The following is a 21,541-nucleotide window of genomic DNA, read 5'->3' on the forward strand; positions in this document are numbered from 1 at the left end:
CATGCTCGTTTCATTTCTTCAAGTTTACTCGCAGTATTTTTTCATGGTAAAATAAAATCAATATACTGCTGAGGATTTAACAGGCTTTCGGATGCCAATGTGCAATATTGCACTATTGGAGATGCAAAGATGCCTCCCAAAACGATAATTAAAGCCATTGCTCCGGTAGCCAGAGTCATCCATACCACCTTAATCCCATCACCATTCTTATATTCATTATTTTTTTTGACTGCCCCTTGGTTTTCCGTTTGAGGTTTCCAAAATACCTCCATCCATATTTTTATCATGGAAAAAAGCGTAAAAAAACCTACGAAAAGAGCCACCAAACTAATGCCAATCATCTTTGCTTCAATCCCTGCCTTGATAAGCAAAAATTTTCCAACAAAACCACTCAACGGGGGTAATCCTGCCAGACTAAATGCTGAAACAAAGAAAAACAACGCCCAAAGTGGGTGATCTTTGTAATAACCCCCAAGGTTTTTCAAATTGAGCGTTCCCTTTTGGTGGTGCACATAACCCGCTACCAGAAAAGCATTGGTCTTGGAAATCATATTATGTGCCAGGAAGTAGATAGCTCCGGCCAAACCTGCAATGGTAAAAAGGCCCAACCCCATGATAACATAACCCATTTGGCTTATGATATGAAAAGAAAGAATTTTACGAAATTCAAACTGCGATGTAGCAGTTATCACTCCAATAACCATGCTCAATCCTGCCCCCCATAGAATTAATGGTTGCCAAAATGCATCAAACCGAAATAAAAACAACGTATAAAAACGTATTAACGAATAGATGCCTACTTTGGTCAAAAGTCCGGCAAAAAGAGCTGTAACAACCGGTGGAGGCGTATGATACGACGCCGGAAGCCAAAAGAAAAAAGGTACCAACGCACCTTTTATGGCAAATCCTACAAAAATCAGAATAAATGAGGGATTTATTTCTGTAGAAAAATGAGCATCGTACTTCATCAATTTTGATGCAATATCTGCCATATTTAAAGTCCCTAATTTTCCGTAAAGTAATCCGATTCCGGCAACAAAAAAGAAAGAGGAAATAAGATTTAGAATAAGATATTTGACAGATCCTTCAAGCTGGATGCGCTCACCACCATGGCTCATCAATATAAAGGAGGCCATAAGCATTACTTCAAACCAAACATATAAATTAAAAATATCTCCTGTTAAGAAACTGCCGTTTACCCCCATTAGGATGCCAAATGAAAACAGATAAAATCCAAAACTTTTGTGTTTCCACCTTAGAGAATTGACAGAATAGGCCATGGAGGCCAAAAAAACAATCGCCGCTACCAAGACCATCAATGCGCTAAAACGATCTGCTACAAGCGTAATACCGTAAGGTGCAGGCCAATTCCCCATTTGTAGTTTCAACATTCCTGCTTGGTCGGTTTTTGAAACCAAAACAATTGCAACAACTAAATTCAAGGCAGCAGCGCCAACAGCAACATACTCTCTCCCATGGTAATGTCTAAACAGAAAAGCAAAGATCATAAATGCCAAAGGCAAAAATATAGGTAACGATATTATCATTTTTGGTCTGTCTTACTAAGTTGATCTAAATCGTGTGTTCCTGTTTTCTCAAAATATTTGTATTTCAATGCAAGAATATAAGCAGCAATTCCTAGTCCAATGACAATAGCAGTTAGCACCAAGGCCTGCGGCAAAGGGTCTGTCATCGTCTCAGTTGTTGCTTGTTGTGCATCTGTACCAATGAAGCTAATTCCACTCCGACGGACAGCTCCGGCCAAAAAAATAATGAGATTGGTGGCATTGCTAAGCACAAAAACACCTAAAATAAGCTTAACAATGCTGCGTCGTAACAACAAATAGACGCCTAATGCATACAGCATTCCAATAAATATCGCAATTACAAATTCCATTTTAAAACATCCATTATGTTGGTAATGATGGATACGATCATGCCTGTCACTAAAACAAACACCCCCGTATCAAATAACAAAGGGGTCCCTAGATGATAACTTCCGATCGAAATCCACAATGCGGTCATTGGCGGTTTCTGAAAAAAAATCGGAAGGATAGCCGATACAAACGCAAGGAGCAATCCCGCCCCTATCACATAGCGAGGGTTGGTTCCCAACTTTTTCAAAACTGCTTCAGACCCAAAAACAATACCATATAACAAGAAACCGGATGCAGCTATGATGCCTGCAATAAACCCCCCTCCCGGATTATTATGCCCTCTTAACAGCAGAAAGACGGCAAAGCCATTTAATAAATACAGAAACAGGTTGACAATTTTCTCCAGTATCAGGTTTCTCATTTTTTCTTTTCCTTTTTGGTCAGATCTAATCTCAACAAGGTAAAAACACCAGCTGCCGCCAATGCAAGTACGGTAATTTCTCCCAACGTATCGAAAGCCCTAAAATCCACTAATATGACATTGACAATATTTCGCCCATACCCTTTCAAATAGCTGTTTTGTGCAAAAAAATCCGATATGGGTGGCTCCAGATTAACAAATCGAGTTTTCAGCAATAGCAGAGTAATCATTGTCCCAACTCCGGCAGCAATAAAGGCATCTCTAATCCTTGACTTCCTCTTGGAGAGAATTGCGAAATTAGGTAAATGATATATCACCAATACAAAAATGACCATAATTATGGTCTCCACCAGAAATTGAGTGATGGCTAGATCTAAAGCCCCATAAAACATATAAAAAACGGAGATTCCATAGCCTAGGACACCCAAAGACACAATAGCAGATATGCGAGATTTTGTAAATACGGCAAACAACACCGCCATAAGCGAAAAGCCAAAAACCATTACCACATCCCATTTTATGGGTTTACTATCCTCCATAGAGACCCAATCGCCTCTTAATCCCATTAAATGATACATCACCAATAGAAAAGTAACCATAAAAAAGGTGATCAAATAATAGCGATGGTAACCGTGCTGTATCCGATTGGTTTGCCGTCCCGCAATCCTCAGATACCGCTTAATCAACTGATTGAAACGTTCAGGAAGATAATATTGATCGGTCCAGCGGATAATAACCTTAACCAGTTCTCCAACAGGTTTTCTAGCCACAAAAATAACAATCCCCATTGCAACAGTGAACACGCTCAGCAGCAACACCTGATTAAAGCCATGCCATAGCGATAGATGCACATCCACACTTTCTGATTGTATGTAAAAGAGAGCATTCGAGACTATTTTTTCAAGCCATCCGGGAAACATTCCAAGTCCCAGTCCTACAAATGCCAATGCCACCGGCCCCAGCAGGAAATTTGCCGGCAACTTTTTTTCAGATTGCTTAAGCACTACGCCCTTCTTATTCCGTGGGGTAAGAAATATTTCATAAAAAATCAACAATGAAACAGCCACCATAATCATATTGGCTGTAACTCCCAGTGGAATCACCAACCAGGCAAGCTCCGGCATCTGTATTTTTGCATCATAAATCAGTTCCTTTCCAATAAACCCTAACATAGGGGGAAGCCCTGACATACTCAGCAATGAGAGAATACCTGCAATACCTGTAACAGGCATTTTTTTTAACAATCCTGAAAGCTTGTCTATATCTCTTGTCCCGGTATTTTTATCGATAATCCCGGTCATCATAAAGAGCCCTCCTTTATAAAGACCGTGAACGATGAAAAAAATCAGGGCCGCCTGTATCGATGCAGTACTATTCATCCCTATCAGCAAAACCATGGTGCCTAGCGCGCTGATGGTCGTAAAAGCCAAAATCCGTTTTAGATCTTTCTGTCCAAGAGAATAAAAGGCGCCGAGAAACATCGTAATACCGCCGGTAAGAACAAAGGCTGTTTTCCAGATAATGGTACCACCCAAAATAGGGTTCAGACGAAGCAATAAAAAGATGCCGGCATTCACCATCGTAGCAGAATGAAGATAGGCACTTACCGGAGTGGGCGCATTCATAGCGCCAGGCAACCAAAAATGAAAAGGAAACTGAGCCGATTTGGTGGCTACCGCAATAAATATCAAAATAAAAACAAGATAGTAATTAGAATGAGCTCCAAACCGAAATCCCTCAGCATAGATTTCGCTGAGACTGTAAGTGCCAGCCATATTGCCAATCATTATCAAGGCAAACAGCAAGCACAAACCGCCAAAGGCTGTCAGTAAAAGTGCCTGCAAAGCAGCCTGACGTGCTTTTTCTTTTTCATGCTCAAAGCCAATCAGAAAAAATGAAGTAATGCTGGTCAATTCCCAAAAGACGAACAAAATCATCAGGTTATCCGAAAAAACCAACCCCAGCATACTAGCCATAAACAATACCAGGAAGAAGTAGAACTTTGTCTGACCAATGTAGTGGGCCATATAAAATGAGGAATAGCCCAAAACCAGGCCTCCGATACCACTCACCATGATCCCGAAAATCAGACTCAGACCATCAATCCTGAAAACCAAAGACAATTCCGGTACAACCTGTAAACCCGTATCCAAAATTCGGGAGGTTTCATCCGGCAAAACGAAAAACAAATACATTAAGACTCCAAACAAAGCAAAAGGAACGAGAGCCATAATGCGTCCGGTGTAATCTTTTAAAACCTTCCGCAAAAAGGGAACCATGAAACCCATTAGAAAAATCAGGCCGATAATAGCTATTGTCACTTGCCCCATATAGAATTCGTTATGAATTAAATTTTAAAGGGGTTACAAAGTTTGACTTTCTTTTTGGCCGTTCGTCCGCATTTGGAACATTCAAACTTATGGGAGTCTTTGCGTTTTATTTCTTTGTTACTCTTACACTTCTTTGCCATACTGGTTTCTTTTTGTATAAAATTCCTCAAAGTAATTTATCCCTCAACACAATCCATCAAAAAACAACGAACTTAACAGAAAACTGAAATCCTTTCAATCATAGAATCAGCAACTTTATCCTTTGCACCAAATCTCTATGCCGGTTACCGCTCAACACTATCGTCGGGCCAGGTCAATATTTCCTGATGTTTTAGTATTACATTAACCGGAAAGTGTTTGCGCAGGTAGGCAGACAGTTTTTCAGCAGCATAAACCGACCGATGTTGACCACCTGTACAACCAAAATTAAACATTAAATGTTTAAAATTTCGTTTCAGATATTTTTGAATGGATTGATTAGCCAGGGAAAAAACATCGCTTAGAAAATTTTCCATTTCCTTTTCTCTTTCAAAAAAGGCAATAACATCAGGATGGCGTCCGGTCTTGTTTTTATATTCATCATACCTGCCCGGATTGTGAATACAACGACAATCAAAGACAAAGCCGCCACCATTACCGGAGGTATCCACCGGTATACCACGCCGAAACGAGAAGCTGGTAACCATTACCGTCAGGTTGGCTTTTTCACTAATTTCCAGAAGTTTTTTTGACGTGGTTATCTGCTGCAAGGCATCTGTCAGTGCCGGCAAAGAAACCGGCAAATCCACTTTTGAAAGAAGAAATTTAAGATTATCAATAGCATAAGGAATACTCTTCAGAAAATGTTCTTTCTTCTCATAAAATCCCCTGAAACCATAAGCCCCCATAGCCTGCATGATACGTATTAAAACATACCCATAAAAGTAATTTCGAAACGCTGTTTCATTGACATCAATTCTTTTTTTGAGTACCGAGATATAATAATCGAGCAACTCTTCTCGAATCTCCGCAGGGATATCCGCCTTGGCATCGAACAGCAAAGAGGCCAGATCGTATTGAAGTGCCCCACGACGTCCTCCCTGATAATCTATAAAGGCAGGCCCATCAGGGGTAACCATCACATTTCGCGACTGAAAGTCCCGGTATAGAAAATAATCATTTTCTGCCTGTTGCAGATAGTCTGCAAATCGATGATAATCATCCTCCAGCAATTGTTCATCGAATTGAATATTGGCAAGTTTCAGAAAATAATATTTAAAATAGTGCAAATCCCATAACATGGATTGTTTGTCAAAGCTATGCCGTGGATAACATAACGAAAAGTCCAATCCCTCTTTTCCTTCGAGCTGAAACTTCACCAAATTATCAATCACCGATTTATAAAAGCTGACAATATCGGAAGGCATTTCTTTCCCCGACCGGCTATTGGAAAGCCAATCATAAAGTGTAGTATTTCCAAAATCCTCGATCAGATAGTACTTTTCTGATTCATCAACGTAATATATTTCCGGAACTTTCAGTCCCAAGGTTTTAAAATGCCTGCTGAATCCGATAAATGCACGGTTTTCTTTCACATTTCTATTGACAACCCCTAATGCATATCTGTCTGATCCGGTCATACGGTAGTATATACGGTCAGACCCAGATGGCGGAAGCGGTGAAACCACCTCTACTACCTCTCCTGCCCATTTTTGAAAAATCTTCTTTAATTGATTCAGATCGTTTTCTTTCAATGCTTACGTTTTTTTTTAATTTATACTGAAAGATCTTTTTTTATTTTTTTTGATGGGTTCTTAGGCAAAAAATTTACACCTCCCCATTGTGGTCTGCCACGCTATCTCCCAACCTTTACGGATCCACTCCTTTTAAAGCAATAAGCAGCTTTTAAAGCTTAAAAATCCATTACAAAAGGAAATAAATTCTGGTATTTCATCCAGCCAAATAAAATGACAAACAGCAAGGCCGGTATTAACTCAATAACTTTAATTTTAGCAAGATTAAGGATATTGATGCCTAGTCCGACCAACAAAACACCACCGGTGGCCGTCATTGCATCGATCATCGACCGAACAAAAAAATTACCCAACCACATGGATAAAAGCGTGATACCACCCTGAAACAGAAATAAAGGAAGCACTGAAAAAACAACTCCTGTCCCCAATGCAGCCGACAAAGCCATTGCGGAAAAGCCATCAAGTACCGATTTTGTTATAAGCAGTTCCGGACCATTGCCCATCCCCTCTTCAATCGCGCCCAGTATGGTCAGCGACCCCATGCAAAACATCAAAAAGGCGGTCACCAAACCTTCGGTAAACCGCTCATCACTAAACCTTAAACTTCTTTTGAGTCGTTCGGATAAACGATCGGTTTTTTCTTCCATTCTCAATAAACTACCGGCAATACCACCAAAAACCAGTGATAATATAACCACCAACAGCCACTGACTCTTGAGAAACATAGATATCCCAAGTCCCAATGTAAACAGGCCGACACCTTGAAACACCACTGTCACTACACGTTGCGGAAGACGATGTCGAAATATCAAACCCAAAATACTTCCTGCCAGAACTGACACCACATTTACTATAGTACCTGTCATCTATTACATCTTAACAGATGAAACGAGCATGACAATTGGGGATTATTCCAAAAGAATATGAATGAAGCACATTGTCATGCGAGTTCCATTCGGCCAATAACTTAAATTAGTTTTATACGAATGAACTACAAAAATACTTTTCCCAACCTGAAGAAAAAAGAAAAATGATGGAAATCGAACAAAGAAATATTCACACAACCTTATTTATAACATTGTAACCCAAGGTCCAAATCAGCGTGAGAACCAATTGTTTTGTGATCGTAAAAAACTAATATTTCGATAAAGGTCCGGCAACTTCATTTTCTGAATGGTTGGCCGCCACAAATTCTCCCCATTTGGCAATGGATTTAAGAAGAGGAATCAATGTTTTCCCCAATTCGGTTAAAGAATACTCTACCTTCAACGGCGGTTTGGAGGCATATACATCCCTTCGGACAACCCGATCCTCTTCCAGCTGTTTTAACTGCAAACTCAATGTTCGCTCGGTCACCCCCTCCATTTTTCTCTTTAATTCACTATATCTAAGAGGACCTTCCATCAGGTGAAATAAAATTACCGATTTCCATTTACCTCCAATAATGCCCATAGTTATGCTGGTGCAGCAGGGATATTCTTTGCCGTTGATTCGATACATGGTTTGCGGTTTTAATCAATATTCAAACTATCCTTTTAGACCGTTATTGCAAAGATATATGACTATACTTATTTTTGCAACTATAATTTTTATAGTACAATTACACCAATAGAGGTATTCTAAAAAATGAACGCAGCGGATATATAGGCAAAATTCCATCAAATTAATGAGTAGAATCTGAACAAAATAAAATTTTAAACAAACAAAACTAATTACTTCATGAACTTAAATGCAATACTAAACAGACGCTATTCAACAAAAGACTTCGACCCTTCCAAAAAGATCTCCGAAAGCGACTTTCATCAATTGAAGGCATTACTTCGTATGAGTCCTTCCAGTACCAACATTCAACCCTGGCATTTCATCATAGGCCAAACACGGGAAGGAAAAGAACGAATCGCAAAAGGGGCTCAGGGAATGTTTCAGTTCAATCAGTCAAAAATCATCAATGCCTCTCACGTCATTGTTTTCTGTTCCAGAACAAGTACCGATGAAGATTACATGCAAGAATTAATTTCACAGGAAGAAATAGATGGTCGTTTCCCCAATGAGGAGATCAAAAAAACAGTTTTTGCAGCGCGCAATATGTTTGCGGATATCCACCGCTACGATTTAAAAGATTTCCAACATTGGATGGAAAAGCAAGTTTACCTTAACATGGGATCTTTCTTGTTGGGCGCTGCGTTTCTGGGACTGGATGCCGTACCGATGGAAGGGGTCGATTTGAAAGTCATCGATGAAGAGTTTGAGCTGCGTCAAAAAGGTTTTACAGCAATTGCTGTTGTTGCAGTAGGTTACCACAGCTCATCCGATTTTAATGCACCGGACAAAACACCCAAATCAAGATTGCCGGAAGATAAAATCATTACACTCTATTAAATCTTCATTCTTTGGAGAAAATCTTTTATGAGGGCGAAAAGTTCCGACCTTGTCTTAGACCAATTTCGGACTATAAAAAGCTCTCTTTAATTTGACGCACAAGCTTGGTTCCATCAGGATCAGCTTGTGTTTTGAGTTGACAAAAATCTTCAGCCCATTTGGAAGTTCGAACTCGCAATGGGGGGTTTTCATTTTTCGCAACCGAGAAAACCACCTGCGCTACCTCTTGCCCAGTCTGATAAACTTGCTGTTCACTCTCGTTCGCCCGTTTCATGTTTCCTGCCATATATCTTTCAAAGATGGGCAAATATTCTCCTTTGGACAGCTGTCCCTCTACGGTGGTTTTAGCGACGGCGGAAGACATAAATTCGGTGGAAATACCGCCTGGTTCCACATTCGTAATTTTAATATTAAAAGCATCCGTCACATAGGTGGCCAATGCTTCAGCAAATCCTTCAACCGCAAATTTGGCACCACAATACAATTCATTAAAGGGTTGTCCCACAAGGCCCCCTACAGAAGATATATTGATGATATGTCCCTGCTTTTGTTTCCGCATAAAAGGTAAAACTGCACGGGTGCAAAATACCACACCCAAATAATTAGTATCGGTAATCCACCTAATCTCTTTCTCAGTGGATTGCTCTACAGTCTTACCAAATCCGGCCCCGGCATTGTTCACTAAAACATCAATTCTTCCATCTTTAGCTATAATACTGTCCACCGCCGATTGAATCGTGGATAGGTCCGTAACATCCAGAGGTATGATCTCCATATTTAAATTCTCCTCCTCAATTATTTTTCGCAGTTTATCTCCCTTGTCGGGATTACGCATCGATGCATATACTTTATAATGGTTCCGGCCAAACAAAACCGCACACTCAAATCCTACTCCCGAGGAAGTTCCCGTAATTAATACATTTTTTTTCATTGTTTTGGTATTTATAAATCCTTTTGGAAATCTTAAACGAATCTTTATCTCTTTTCAATATCGTCACATTCCTAGTGTACAACGCTTCCGACAGACACTATTGATATCCGTTAAAATCGGTGGTATTGGTAAATTGAAGGACTACGGCATCAATTTTCTTGTGGTATAAGCCAACGCTCTGGTTGTCCGAAAACAACCCCGTATGCAGGTAAACATAGATGGATGAGTAGATTTTCTATTTTCTTGCATGCCCTCCGCGGCATGAATCTCCGGTGGACCACCAGCCTTATCAACATAAACCACAATGCCGGCGACGCCCCAAAAAGAACTTCATTCTGCTGTTCCTGAATCACATCCGGAAGTGGACAAATCCAGACCGATACCACTATTCAGGGAGCCAAAAACGACGAAATTATGGTTCCGGCAAACAAGACCATTCTGAAAACTTGATTGGTTTTCATACGGTCGGACTCCTGGTAAAACATAATGGCATCAAACCCTATCCAAACACATGGAACAGGGGGGGGGTAAAATCTCCAGGAATAAGACCATTATATCCAATTGGGGAAAAGTTCTATGCGCCTGCACCCACAGGGTTGATTCAGATAGATCCGTATAGCAATTACGGAAATATTTTTCACAAAAGCGAATGATCCAATCTCAAGTCGTCACAAATTGAAGAGTATTGCTTTGTTTTCAGACAATATAAAAGTATTCGATAAGGGATAGGGCTTGTTACCATTCTTCAACTTTAATCTGTTTTTTGTCGGCCATTGCCTTTTTATCTTTAGATCTTCCGATGGCCAATCCCAATGTGAGTCCTATGGGTAACCCAAGAGCCAGAAAGACCATATTCCCTGTAATGGTTGACATCATGACGCCAAGTGGTAATCCGAAGATGGCCATTCCAAATGAGAGCCACATGTTTTGATAATATTTTTGTGGTGTGATACCCAGTCTTTCTTTGATTAATTTCAACACCTCCACGTAAAGTTTTTCCAAAAGCTTCAAAAGGTCTTTATCGCTTCCTTCATATGCATTTATTTCAACAATCTTATTATTGATCGTTTCTTGTAAATCGGCCGGGATCTCTCTTTTTTGCAATTCCGACAATAAAGACCCGACAACATCCCAGGCTCTTTGAAGTCTTTTGATGTCTGAAGTTCGTCTTTCAAGCTTTATAATCATAGTTTTTATTAAAAAGGGCAAATATGCCGCTTGGCGAATCAATTAATTTAGGGTCCAAAAATATAAAAACAAATGCATCTGACCTTTATTTCCAATATTCAAATTCCAAACGGGTGTATATCTATAATAACTTTAATAATAACAACAACTGATTAAAGCTTGTAATTTGATTTTTCTTTTTACCTATCACTTCTCAGGGAAAAAGGACTTGATTGGCCGCATTACTTTTTCACACTTGAAAGCCAAACATTTTTTCTACGGCATAAAAAGGTTCTTTTACCAGCAAGCACCATCTCTTATCCAATCCCATTACTTTTTTTACCTTTGCGCTCTTAAAACTATCATCAATGAACCGACCGACAAATATCCGTGCCGTATTTTTCGATATGGACGGCGTTTTATACGACAGCATGAAACACCATGTGGAAACATGGGTTGTCGCTTTTAAAAAATTCGGAATAGATTTCCCCGAGAGGGCTTCCTACATGAACGAAGGCAGAACAGGAGACGATACAATACAAAAGGTGATCCGGGAAGTCTCCGGCAGGGAAGCCACCTTGCAAGAGACAGAAGCAATATATGCTGAAAAAACGCGCCTGATGAATAAGATGCCCCCGGCAGCCATGATTCCCGGTATGCAGGCTCTAATGCAGGAAATATGCAATAAAAATATCAGAGTGATAGTGGTTACAGGCTCGAAGCAACCGGCACTGCTCAACCGCCTCAAAAACGATTATGGTGTTGAGAAGGAGGATTTAGTTACCGGCTGGGATGTCAATCGATGCAAACCCGACCCGGAGCCATATGAAAAAGCGCTGCACAAAGCAGGCTGTTCTCCGTCGGAAGCTGTTGTCATTGAAAATGCACCATTAGGTGTCGAAGCAGCTGTTCAGGCAGGAATCTTTACAATTGCCATTAATACAGGTCCTTTGCCCGATGAGATTCTTCACGAATCGGGAGCCGGCACGGTGGTTAAAACAGCAGATGAAATTCGAAATTTTCTAAAGGCCATCTAAAGAACCGCGGTAGCAAAATCGTTAGAAATATAATTGTCTAGCGAAAGGCACACATTGGTCGAGAATTCAACAGCACCTTTGAGAATCTCTTTCCAGTGAGATAACTGCAGACCGGTATCTCTCGACCGAATCAATCCATGGGCCATACCGGCATTAAAATTATCGCCGGCTCCGATGGTGCTCACCGGATCTATGGGATGGGCTTCCACAAAGATGCGCTCTCCATCAATCAAGGCATGAACACCATTGGCATTGGCGGTAATGATGGCATGCGCACCGCCGAATCGGATTTTATCCAAAGCCTCCTCTATGGTAATATCTCCGTAAATGGTTTGGAAATCCTCATCACTGCCCCGAACCAAATGTGCCAACTTGAAATTATCTTCTATGATGGGCCGGTAAACATCAATGCCATCCATATGGTTTTTCCGGAAATTAGGATCATAGATTAGAAAAACGCCACTGTTTCGGGCTTCTACAAGCAGCTCTCTGACTTTCGGACGCAACACCGGATTAACCGCAAAAAAAGAGCCGAAAAGTAAAATATCTCCTGCTTGAAAGTCGGGCGTTTCAATTTGGAATCGATCATCCGGAAAATCTTTATACACCTGATACCGGGCATTATTGTCCTGATCGAGAAATGCCAGTGCAACGGGTGTTTTTCCGGATGAGAAATGGTGAATCCACCGGGTACCCACCCCATTTTTCTCTAAAAAAGACAGAATGTTTCTCCCCACCTGATCGGCTCCAATCTCGCTAATCAACTCCACCTGATGACCTATTCTGGCCAGAGAAACCAATGCATTAAAAGCCGACCCGCCTGGCTGACTCGAGACAGGTCGATCCTCTTTAAAAACAACGTCCAATACAGTTTCGCCCAAGCCAAATATCCGTGCCATCCTTCTATTTTACCAGTTTGGAAATGGCTTTAAACGAATCTGTTCCGGCGACCCGACACAGCTCAAACAGCAAAGATTCAGCACTGGTAACAAGCACTCCTTCCTGCTGCATACGAGTAATCGCGATGCGTTTGTTCTCCGGATTTCGTGAGGCCACACAATCCTCCACAACGACAGGCCTATAACCTCTTTCTATGAGATCAATGGCCGTTTGGAGCAGGCATATGTGCGCTTCAATACCTGCCAGAATAATAAATCTTTTGGTCGAAGTCTCAATCTTCTCCATGATGGCCGGGTCATCACAACAGCTGAAAGCGAGTTTCTCAAAGTGAGGATCCACTTTAACCATAGTCTCCAGCGATGGAATCGTATCGCCCAGTCCTTTTTTATACTGCTCGGTTACCACAAAGGGAATTTCCAACACTTTTAACCCTTTGACCAATAATTGCATATTTTTCTCCAACAATTCGTAGTCGTGAATATGAGGAAACAGCCGCTCCTGTACATCCACCACCATAGCCAGTGACTGATCTTTTAATATTCTCATACTTTTTTAGTTTATGTTTTTTAGTGGTTCGTTCAAAGTTTCTAGTAATTGGGTTCGGGTTTCAGAATTGTGAATTCCATCTCCTGCCAACCCAATCGCCGAACAATCTATCTCCCGATCACTCTAATCCTGCTGCCTTTCGGGATTTGTCACCCAGATATCCACCGTGGTGTCGCAGGGCATAATCGTGATTGGAAAAACCGATACGTTTCATCATCAGGACAACGAGAACATCGCCAATCACAGTCATGGTGGTAGTAGAGGTCGTAGGTGTTAGTCCCAATGCACACACTTCCGGGGGATTGCCGGTAAAGAGGCATGCCGAAGCAGCTTCGGCCAGTAAAGATTCCTTATTCCCGGTAATAACAATAAAAGGGATACCTGGACGAAGCCCCTTGGCCAGATCAATCAGCTCTAGAATTTCTCGTGTCTTACCCGAATTGGAAATCAACAACATGACATCATTTTCCTGGACCACCCCCAGGTCGCCATGCTGCGCTTCGCTGGGATGCAGAAAAACAGAGGGAGTTCCCGTACTGCTAAAGGTGGTGGCCATGTTAATGGCAATTTGCCCGGCTTTCCCCATCCCGCTGGTAATGAGTTTGCCTTTTCTGTTGTGCACATATTCGTAAATAAGGTCAAGCGCTTTTCCGAATTCGTCGGTAATGGGAATAGAAGCAACCGCCTGCGCTTCAATGTTCAAGAGTGACTGTATTTCCTGTTTATGCATTATAAAGATTTTAAGTTTATGAGTAAAGAACGAAAGGTAGCCTGACCACCTCACTGAAAATTTAAGGTAAAAATAGGAAAAAGAAAGGGAATAACTGTGACGTATGGCATTACTCCAGATAAATGGACTTTCGTGTTTTGGGCAGGACTTCTCCAATTATGGCCGCCTGAGAAAGCCCCTTACTCGCTTTCAGTTCGTTGAGAACCGCCTCTGCTTTCTCCTGGGGTACGCACATCAAAAGACCGCCTGAAGTCTGAGCATCCGTAGCCAGCATTTTCAGGTGGGGTTCGGCCGATTTGGCCACATGCAGTGAGGATTGAACAAAATCAAGATTCCGGAAGGCAGCACCGGGGATGCAACCATCATAAGCCAACTGTTCGGCCTGACTGATTATTGGCAACGCCTTGCTTTTGATGGCCAAACTCACCCCACTGGCCTGTGCCATCTTAAGGGCATGGCCCAACAATCCGAAACCGGTGACATCGGTAGCACATTTAATACCATGACGCACCATGACATCCCGCCCCACATTATTGAGCATTTTCATCTGATCGAGCGCAGTTCTATATGCCTCTTCGCGGGCCATATTCAACCGTTTGGCAGCCACCATAACACCAATTCCCAAAGGCTTGGTAAGAACCAGGATATCGCCCGGCCGTGCCGCCGCATTAGTTATCAGCTTTTCTGGATGAATCGTACCGACCACTGCAAGCCCGTATTTGGGCGGATGATCTTCAATGGTATGACCGCCCATAATCAGCGCTCCGGCCTCTTTTACTTTGTTATAACCACCCTCCAAAATCTTCGCAAAGACCGACAAAGGCATCTCCACAGTAGAGAACATCACCAGATTCAAAGCCAACAAAGGGGTTCCACCCATGGCATAAACATCACTCAAAGCATTGGTGGCAGCAATCTCGCCAAATTCAAATGGATCGGAACAAATTGGAGGGAAAAAATCGGTCGTAAAAATCAGTGCCGTTTCATCATTGAGTTTGTAAACCCCTGCATCATCATGCGTCTCTATATCAACCATTATATTAGGATGGTGCATCTGTGGCAACTTGGATAAGATACCGGCCAGTTCTCCTGGGGGCAATTTGGCGGAACATCCACCATATTCAACGGTTTTCAGCAAATCGAAATCCATACTTTTCATCCGTATAAATTTTATCTATGTTATTGGTCGAATGGAACTCACATGGCTTAGCCAAATTTATACATGTCCTTTTGTGGCAAAAGTCGCCATGCTCGTTTCATCAGTATAAAAATTGGTTAATCCATTGGTCTGATGGAACTCGCATGACTCGGGGTTTATACATACTCTTTTGTGACAATCTCATACTGTCATGCTCGTTTCATCCCCAAAAACTACTCTTTGCAGTTTATGGTTCTTTATTTTCTTCGTTCTCCGCATGAATTAAAAACAAACTCAACCCAAAGCATTTGCATATCATATCCACTCTGTTATTCCACCATCAAGGCTAGGAATCCGATTAAAGTTCCCTATAGCTCACGACAATTCCTCATCATGCATTTCAAAGGGGATGTTATTTTCTACAAAAAGAGCTGAGCATTTTTCCACATCCTTGGCATCAACCAAAACACACATGCCACACTCTGACGATATATGTTCAGGCACCGGGATAACCCGACTCTTAATACCCTTTGCTTGACAAATTTTTTCTGCTTTCATCACTTTATGCACATTGGGAAAAAGAAATAGTTGCATGAACGAAAAAATTTAAAAATTTATTATGACAAAACCAGTTCCAGCACTTCAGCGAGGCTCTCCAAGTCGCCATCCGTATGCCAGGGGGACAGTGCAAAACGTGCGGAGCCAGCCGGGAATGATTTTAAATACCGATGGGCCATGGGAGCACAATGCAATCCTGATCGTATTTCGATCCGGAACCTGTCATAAAGGCGTCGTGCCATCGTGGAGGGTGGCACAGATGGATGCACAATGGAAAAGACACCTCCCTGATGCTGAAAATCCTCGGCGGCAAGCACTCGCACACCTTTTATATGGGCAATGCGTTGCAGCATCATCATGAAACCATCGGCCGACCAAAACTTGTCCGGTTTATGGCTCAGCGCTGCCAGCAATCCGGCAAGACCTACCGTATTGGGCGTTCCCGCCTCATACTTATCCGGCATAAAGGAGGGCATTTCAAAGCTTTCGGAACGACTACCCGTACCACCAAATATCAAAGGGGATAACTGTTCGGGATTTCTCACAAAAAATCCGCCTGTGCCGGTGGGGCCCAACAGGCCTTTGTGTCCCGTAAAAGCAATATAATCAACTCCCCATTTGTCGCCCTCAACGGTCACTCCTCCCAACGATTGCGTAACATCAACCGCCAATGGGATCGAGCCAATATAAGAACGGATCTCCTGCAGGGGTTGAATCACACCATTCACATTACTTTGATGATTTACTATTACCAACCGACAGTCAGAAGACAACACTTCGGGGATCTTTTCAGGTATAATACGGCCATCTTTTCCTGCCGGCAACACTTTCCATCGTATTCTGCCGGCTTGAGCCAACCGCTCAAGGGGCCGCATCACAGCATTATGTTCCAGAGGTGAGATTAATACTTCGCATTGGTTCAGCTCCAAACCCGTAATGATGGTATTTAAGGCCGTGGTGGCATTGGGCGTAAACGCAATGTTTCCTGATTCGGAAACGCCCAACACCTCGGCCATGGCATTGCGGCACTCTTCAACTATGCCGGACGTTTGAAAGACTCGTCCATAGGCCGCCCTGCCGTAGGTTCCACCGATCTCACGAAGAAAGCGACTCATCGCTTCTCCCACTTCGACAGGCTTAGGCCAGCTGGTGCTGGCATTATCAAAATATGTATTGCTAAACTCCATGGCAGTCTATAAGTAGACGACGTGCCCTGCTTCGGCTAGGAGCGTGGCAATCTGATACATATTACTGATTCGACCGACACCTACTTTGCTTTTCACCTGGTAAAAATCAACACATGTTCCGCAAACAATAATGCTCACCCCCCGGTCTTCCAATTCTCCCAAGGCCAAAGCAGTATCCGACCCTTCCAAGGTCAAATGAATTCCACTGTTATACATAATGATGTGGGTAGGCAAATGCTCCATCCCCTTCAACGCATTTAAATAACCTCTGACCAACAAATTCCCCAAATCGGCATCTCCCTCTCCCATTTGAGCGCTCCGGGCCACCACAACATAATCGGTGGAGGGTGCCGGCACCCCCGGAACGGAGCAATACGCTTCCGGATTGTGATCTGCCTGATCTGAAGTCTCGGCCGGCTTGGTCACTTCAATAAAATATTCTTTTCCTTTTTGTTCTGCCACGGGATTTGCACCCAAATCGGAAAGAAAACTCATCAAATTTTGATAGGACGTTTCATTATCCGTGATAATCAACGCTTTTTCACCTTCTTTCACCTCTCTCAAGCCATTTCTGGCCATAATAAGGGGTTCAGGACAAAGATGTCCCTTGGTATCTATTGTAAACATAGCTCCAGTTGTTTAATTAATTTTTCAGCAGTAGCTTCCGGATTATCTTTCTCTTCCGTGAAAGACCATACCGGCTTATTTCGTTTGGACAAAGAGTTGGCATAACTCTTATCGTAGTATTGAAGAGTGATATCGGCTACTTTTCGGTAATCACCTATCTCCAACGCATCTAGGGCTTCTTGGGTACGTACCCCTCCCAATCTTTTTTGAATTTTCAGGACCGACTGCGCCAGCAGGTCATTTTGAAAACAACCATACTCCTTCACCAATCTATCCAGCCGTCTTTCCCGGTTCAACTCAAACATTATAAGAGGAGCCTTCATCAGCCGATCGAACAGCAGATCCGGAATAAAAACTCTTCCAATGCTATTACTTTCTCCCTCCACCCAGATAGGCCGGTGAGGATCAAATTTTCGCAGCACTTCATGGATATCGTTCTGAAATTGTTCGGTGGTGGGTTGCTGGTCTTGTCCCAAAGCACCAAACGCCGAGCCCTTATGGTTGGCCAGTCCTTCCAGATCGAGCACTTGCTCACCAAACTGTTCCAAAGCTTTTAAAACATCGGTTTTTCCACTTCCGGTTGGGCCCCCAAGCACTACAAAATTCCATTTTTCGTCGAGAATCATCTCCCGGAAGGATGCCCGATAAGCTTTATAGCCACCTTCCAGTATCAAGCAGGAGATACCGACCGTTTCGAACAACCAGGCCATACTGGCACTCCTCATACCTCCTCGCCAGCAATGAACCAGCAGTTTGTTCTCGACGGCCAGACCGGCTGCCTCTTTAGCCATGGCTGCCATCTTTGGTCCAACGAATTCCAGGCCCTTCAGTACAGCCGCATTACGTCCCTGCTTTTTATACAACGTGCCAACCACAGCCCTTTCATCATCAGAGAAAAGCGGCAGATTCAGTGCGCCGGGAATATGTCCTTTGACAAATTCGGAAGGGGTTCGTACATCCACCACCGGATATTTCTCAGCAGCCTTTAAAAATTGATATGGTGACAAAGATTCGGCCATTCATCTGATCCTCCGATATAATATTTCACACCCCATCCCCACGCTTCTTTACAAAGTCAGGCTCCAGGTGTCGTCAATATGGTTTTTCCAGTCGCTGTATTTTTCATCACCACCCCTCACTTTCCAGTCCGAATCAATGGTCAGCCGCGAACTGATACCACCACGCGGATTGCATATCATGACGATGCGTATCCGGTCGGGTTGATAAACTTCCACCAGGTGATCATAAAAGATATTAATCAGTCGCTCATAAGAAACAGTGATATTACGCAGGGCATGCACATACATCTTCAACGATTTGAGCTCAATTATTTTGTCGGTGGGATAAAAGGTGATGTAGACATCTGCAAAATCGGGTTGGTCTTTGACGCCCAAGAAGGTAAATTCAGGAATTTTTATCTTGATTTCGTAAGCTTTCTTAACGGGATTGGGCAAGGATTTTAAAATACTTTTATCTATATCCTTATAAGTCAACACTCTTTCTGTCATAAGTCATCTATTTAAAAATACAGACGCAAAGTTAACAATTTAAGAGAAACAAAAAGTTTGGTGGATGTATGGTGTTTGGCATATCTTTGCCAACGCAAACCAGAAAAAAATATAGTGGGACGATCAAGAAGAAACAAGCCTTTATTGGAAAGGCTGGTAATAAGCGACATCGCAGCCGAAGGAAAAGCGCTCGGAAAAATTAATGACATCGTGGTGTTTGTACCACTGGCCGCACCAGGCGACATCGTAGATGTTCAGGTCACCAAAAAAAGAAAAAAATATTTTGAAGGTCGGCCGGTGCGCTTTCACCATCTCTCCGAGATGCGCAGTGAACCCTTCTGCCAGCACTTTGGCACCTGCGGTGGCTGCAAGTGGCAACACATTCCCTATGAGGAACAATTAAAGTTTAAGCAGCGGGAGGTGTGGAACAACCTTCTACGAATAGGCAAAGTGGAACTGCCTGAAATATCTCCTATTTTGGCCTCGCCACAGGAACAATACTATCGTAACAAACTGGAATTCACCTTTTCGAACAAGAGATGGCTGACCACCGAAGAGATGGAATCAGACCAGGTGATAGAAAATAAAAACGGTCTGGGTTTCCACATTCCGGGAATGTTCGATAAAGTGATCGATATAGAAGAATGCCATCTTCAACCTCATCCCTCCAATGCCATCCGATTGGCTGTTCGCAATTTTGCAATAGAAAACAACTGGCCATTCTTTGATTTAAAAGCGCAGGAAGGATTGCTCAGAACAATGATCATCCGGACCAGCACCACGGGTGAAACAATGGTCATCGTCGCCTTTTATGAAGATGATGAAGAAAAGCGGCAGATGCTGTTTGAACATCTTTCCAAACAATTCCCTGAAGTCACCTCATGGATGTATGTCATCAACGGAAAAGCCAACGACACCATCACCGACTTGGAAGTGCAACTCTATTCGGGCCGCGATCACATTTTCGAAGAGATGGAAGGACTACGATTTAAAATAGGTCCCAAATCTTTTTACCAGACCAACTCGCGCCAAGCCTACAACCTATATAAAGTGGCCCGCGATTTTGCCGGGCTAACGGGGCAGGAAACAGTCTACGACCTCTATACCGGCACCGGCACCATTGCCAACTTTGTGGCCCATAAAGCAAAAAAGGTTGTTGGCATCGAATATGTGCCTGAAGCCATTGAAGATGCTCAGGAAAATTCCAGAATCAACGACATTTCAAACACCTTGTTTCTGGCAGGCGATATGAAAAACATTTTGACCCATGATCTGTTTGAAAAAGAGGGGTACCCCGACGTCATCATCACCGACCCGCCAAGGGCCGGAATGCATGAAGATGTGGTAAAAACCATCCTGAATGCAGCCCCCGAAAGAATCGTCTATGTTAGTTGTAACTCGGCGACTCAGGCGCGCGATATCAACCTGCTGGATGTACGTTATAAAGTGATGGCCATCCAACCCGTGGATATGTTCCCCCACACCCATCATGTGGAGAATGTGGTCCTTTTGGCAAGAAGGTAAAAATTAACAGGAAAGAAAGAAGATGTGTACAAACAAAGGGGAGCTTGAAAATATGGACAAAAATACAATTTAAATAATATGGTAGAATCCCACATAACCCATTGACATCTTAAGATCTCATGTCTAACCATCTATATTAAAAACCTTTATGTTAGCCATTCTTTCTCCTGCGAAAAAACTTGACTTTAAGAAACCGTTTCCCTACCCCAACCACACGCCAATTCTCTTTCCGAAAGAGGCTTCCTTATTGGCTGAACAACTGAAGAGCTATTCTCCAACACAGCTCATGAAACTGATGAAAATAAGCAACAGCCTGGCAGAGTTGAATGCCGAACGTTTTTTTAAGTGGCAATGGCCATTCGACGAAAAAGAAGGACGACAGGCCATCTATGCCTTCAATGGAGAAGCTTACAACGGCCTTCAGGCACGAACTCTGAGCCCGGAAGAGATCGACACCGCACAGCAACAGCTCCGCATCCTATCCGGCTTATACGGATTGCTTCGTCCTCTCGACCTGATCTTACCCTACCGCCTGGAAATGGGTACAAAACTGGAAACGCCAAAAGGAAAAAATCTTTATCAATTTTGGAATGATAAAATAACCCGCCAACTCAATGAAGATCTTAAAACAGAAGGACACAAAGCGCTGATCAATCTGGCCAGTCAGGAATACTTTAAAGCTTTAGATCCAGACAAAATAGAGGTCCCCATTATCACCCCAATATTTAAAGAGTTCAAAAACGGAACCTATAAAGTCGTTTCCATATACGCCAAAAAAGCCAGAGGTAGGATGACCCGTTTTATCATTCAGAACAGACTCACAGATCCGGAAGATCTTAAAGCCTTCGACCTGGAAGGTTATCACTTTAACAATGATCTATCCCAGGGAAGAGAAATGGTTTTCACCCGTCATTAAGGCCTCAAGCCCATTGTTTTGGTGGAAAAATG

At 42.6% G+C, this 21,541-nt stretch carries 22 protein-coding genes; 4 read left to right on the plus strand and 18 right to left on the minus strand.

Annotated features, from left to right (window positions below; all coding sequences use genetic code 11):
* Positions 1–41: 41 nt before the first annotated feature.
* The 7 genes from ACT29H_RS11960 to ACT29H_RS11990 all read right to left on the minus strand — a co-directional run bounded on the left by ACT29H_RS11960 (position 42) and on the right by ACT29H_RS11990 (position 7,861).
* Complete coding sequence (locus tag ACT29H_RS11960; RefSeq protein WP_444821866.1) at positions 42–1,547, minus strand: proton-conducting transporter transmembrane domain-containing protein; 1,506 nt, start codon at positions 1,545–1,547, stop codon at positions 42–44.
* Positions 1,544–1,897: a sodium:proton antiporter gene (locus ACT29H_RS11965; RefSeq protein WP_444821867.1), complete on the minus strand. Its 354-nt coding sequence runs from the start codon at positions 1,895–1,897 to the stop codon at positions 1,544–1,546. The genes ACT29H_RS11960 and ACT29H_RS11965 overlap by 4 nt, the downstream gene beginning before the upstream one ends.
* On the minus strand, positions 1,885–2,298 hold the full coding sequence (locus ACT29H_RS11970) for an MnhB domain-containing protein (RefSeq protein WP_444821868.1): 414 nt from the start codon (positions 2,296–2,298) through the stop codon (positions 1,885–1,887). The genes ACT29H_RS11965 and ACT29H_RS11970 overlap by 13 nt, the downstream gene beginning before the upstream one ends.
* Positions 2,295–4,628: a hydrogen gas-evolving membrane-bound hydrogenase subunit E gene (gene mbhE, locus ACT29H_RS11975; protein WP_444821869.1), complete on the minus strand. Its 2,334-nt coding sequence runs from the start codon at positions 4,626–4,628 to the stop codon at positions 2,295–2,297. Before mbhE ends, ACT29H_RS11970 begins: the two co-directional genes overlap by 4 nt.
* Positions 4,629–4,912: 284 nt before the next feature.
* Positions 4,913–6,361: a RapZ C-terminal domain-containing protein gene (locus ACT29H_RS11980; protein WP_444821870.1), complete on the minus strand. Its 1,449-nt coding sequence runs from the start codon at positions 6,359–6,361 to the stop codon at positions 4,913–4,915.
* A 158-nt stretch (positions 6,362–6,519) separates the two neighbouring features.
* A complete protein-coding gene (locus tag ACT29H_RS11985; protein ID WP_444821871.1) occupies positions 6,520–7,227 on the minus strand; it encodes a DUF554 domain-containing protein in 708 nt (235 codons plus the stop codon).
* 268 nt (positions 7,228–7,495) lie between these two features.
* The gene (locus tag ACT29H_RS11990; RefSeq protein WP_444821872.1) at positions 7,496–7,861 is read right to left on the minus strand and encodes a winged helix-turn-helix transcriptional regulator; all 366 of its coding nucleotides are present in this window, start codon (positions 7,859–7,861) and stop codon (positions 7,496–7,498) included.
* A 219-nt stretch (positions 7,862–8,080) separates the two neighbouring features.
* Between ACT29H_RS11990 and nfsB the strand changes: the two genes are divergently transcribed.
* The gene (nfsB, locus tag ACT29H_RS11995; RefSeq protein WP_444821873.1) at positions 8,081–8,740 is read left to right on the plus strand and encodes an oxygen-insensitive NAD(P)H nitroreductase; all 660 of its coding nucleotides are present in this window, start codon (positions 8,081–8,083) and stop codon (positions 8,738–8,740) included.
* Between the two features lie 70 nt (positions 8,741–8,810).
* On the opposite strand, the gene ACT29H_RS12000 is transcribed toward nfsB, so the two are convergent.
* Together ACT29H_RS12000 and ACT29H_RS12005 are read right to left on the minus strand one after the other, a co-directional pair.
* A complete protein-coding gene (locus ACT29H_RS12000; RefSeq protein WP_444821874.1) occupies positions 8,811–9,671 on the minus strand; it encodes an SDR family oxidoreductase in 861 nt (286 codons plus the stop codon).
* Between the two features lie 735 nt (positions 9,672–10,406).
* Positions 10,407–10,859, minus strand: a complete 453-nt coding sequence (locus tag ACT29H_RS12005) for a hypothetical protein (RefSeq protein ID WP_444821875.1) — start codon at positions 10,857–10,859, stop codon at positions 10,407–10,409.
* A 347-nt stretch (positions 10,860–11,206) separates the two neighbouring features.
* Between ACT29H_RS12005 and ACT29H_RS12010 the strand changes: the two genes are divergently transcribed.
* Positions 11,207–11,875 carry an HAD family hydrolase gene (locus tag ACT29H_RS12010; RefSeq protein ID WP_444821876.1) on the plus strand — a complete coding sequence of 223 codons (669 nt, stop codon included), beginning with the start codon at positions 11,207–11,209 and terminating at the stop codon, positions 11,873–11,875.
* Here the strand turns inward: ACT29H_RS12010 and ACT29H_RS12015 are convergent.
* The 9 genes from ACT29H_RS12015 to queF all read right to left on the minus strand — a co-directional run bounded on the left by ACT29H_RS12015 (position 11,872) and on the right by queF (position 19,069).
* Complete coding sequence (locus tag ACT29H_RS12015; RefSeq protein ID WP_444821877.1) at positions 11,872–12,774, minus strand: carbohydrate kinase family protein; 903 nt, start codon at positions 12,772–12,774, stop codon at positions 11,872–11,874. The two genes, ACT29H_RS12010 and ACT29H_RS12015, sit on opposite strands and share 4 nt — an antisense overlap.
* Before the next feature lie 4 nt (positions 12,775–12,778).
* Positions 12,779–13,321, minus strand: coding sequence for an isochorismatase family protein (locus tag ACT29H_RS12020; RefSeq protein ID WP_444821878.1), 543 nt, complete (start codon positions 13,319–13,321; stop codon positions 12,779–12,781).
* Between the two features lie 118 nt (positions 13,322–13,439).
* A complete protein-coding gene (locus tag ACT29H_RS12025) occupies positions 13,440–14,051 on the minus strand; it encodes an SIS domain-containing protein (RefSeq protein WP_444821879.1) in 612 nt (203 codons plus the stop codon).
* Positions 14,052–14,160: 109 nt separating this feature from the next.
* On the minus strand, positions 14,161–15,201 hold the full coding sequence (gene selD, locus ACT29H_RS12030) for a selenide, water dikinase SelD (protein ID WP_444822024.1): 1,041 nt from the start codon (positions 15,199–15,201) through the stop codon (positions 14,161–14,163).
* A 363-nt stretch (positions 15,202–15,564) separates the two neighbouring features.
* Entirely contained in the window at positions 15,565–15,783 is a 219-nt protein-coding gene (locus ACT29H_RS12035; protein ID WP_444821880.1) for a DUF3343 domain-containing protein, read from the minus strand.
* Between the two features lie 23 nt (positions 15,784–15,806).
* Positions 15,807–16,934 (minus strand): aminotransferase class V-fold PLP-dependent enzyme, encoded by a 1,128-nt coding sequence (locus tag ACT29H_RS12040; protein ID WP_444821881.1) that lies wholly within the window; start codon positions 16,932–16,934, stop codon positions 15,807–15,809.
* A gap of 6 nt (positions 16,935–16,940) precedes the next feature.
* Positions 16,941–17,561: a sulfurtransferase-like selenium metabolism protein YedF gene (yedF, locus tag ACT29H_RS12045; RefSeq protein ID WP_444821882.1), complete on the minus strand. Its 621-nt coding sequence runs from the start codon at positions 17,559–17,561 to the stop codon at positions 16,941–16,943.
* Positions 17,549–18,580 carry a tRNA 2-selenouridine(34) synthase MnmH gene (mnmH, locus tag ACT29H_RS12050; RefSeq protein ID WP_444821883.1) on the minus strand — a complete coding sequence of 344 codons (1,032 nt, stop codon included), beginning with the start codon at positions 18,578–18,580 and terminating at the stop codon, positions 17,549–17,551. The genes yedF and mnmH overlap by 13 nt, the downstream gene beginning before the upstream one ends.
* Positions 18,581–18,628: 48 nt before the next feature.
* Complete coding sequence (queF, locus tag ACT29H_RS12055) at positions 18,629–19,069, minus strand: preQ(1) synthase (RefSeq protein WP_444821884.1); 441 nt, start codon at positions 19,067–19,069, stop codon at positions 18,629–18,631.
* 114 nt (positions 19,070–19,183) lie between these two features.
* Here queF and rlmD point away from each other — a divergent pair, with 114 nt between their 5' ends.
* On the plus strand, positions 19,184–20,593 hold the full coding sequence (gene rlmD / locus ACT29H_RS12060; RefSeq protein WP_444821885.1) for a 23S rRNA (uracil(1939)-C(5))-methyltransferase RlmD: 1,410 nt from the start codon (positions 19,184–19,186) through the stop codon (positions 20,591–20,593).
* A 148-nt stretch (positions 20,594–20,741) separates the two neighbouring features.
* Positions 20,742–21,509, plus strand: coding sequence for a peroxide stress protein YaaA (yaaA, locus tag ACT29H_RS12065; protein WP_444821886.1), 768 nt, complete (start codon positions 20,742–20,744; stop codon positions 21,507–21,509).
* Positions 21,510–21,541: the final 32 nt, after the last annotated feature.

Source organism: Thermophagus sp. OGC60D27 (genome assembly GCF_052400625.1).
Classification (GTDB): domain Bacteria; phylum Bacteroidota; class Bacteroidia; order Bacteroidales; family Marinilabiliaceae; genus Thermophagus.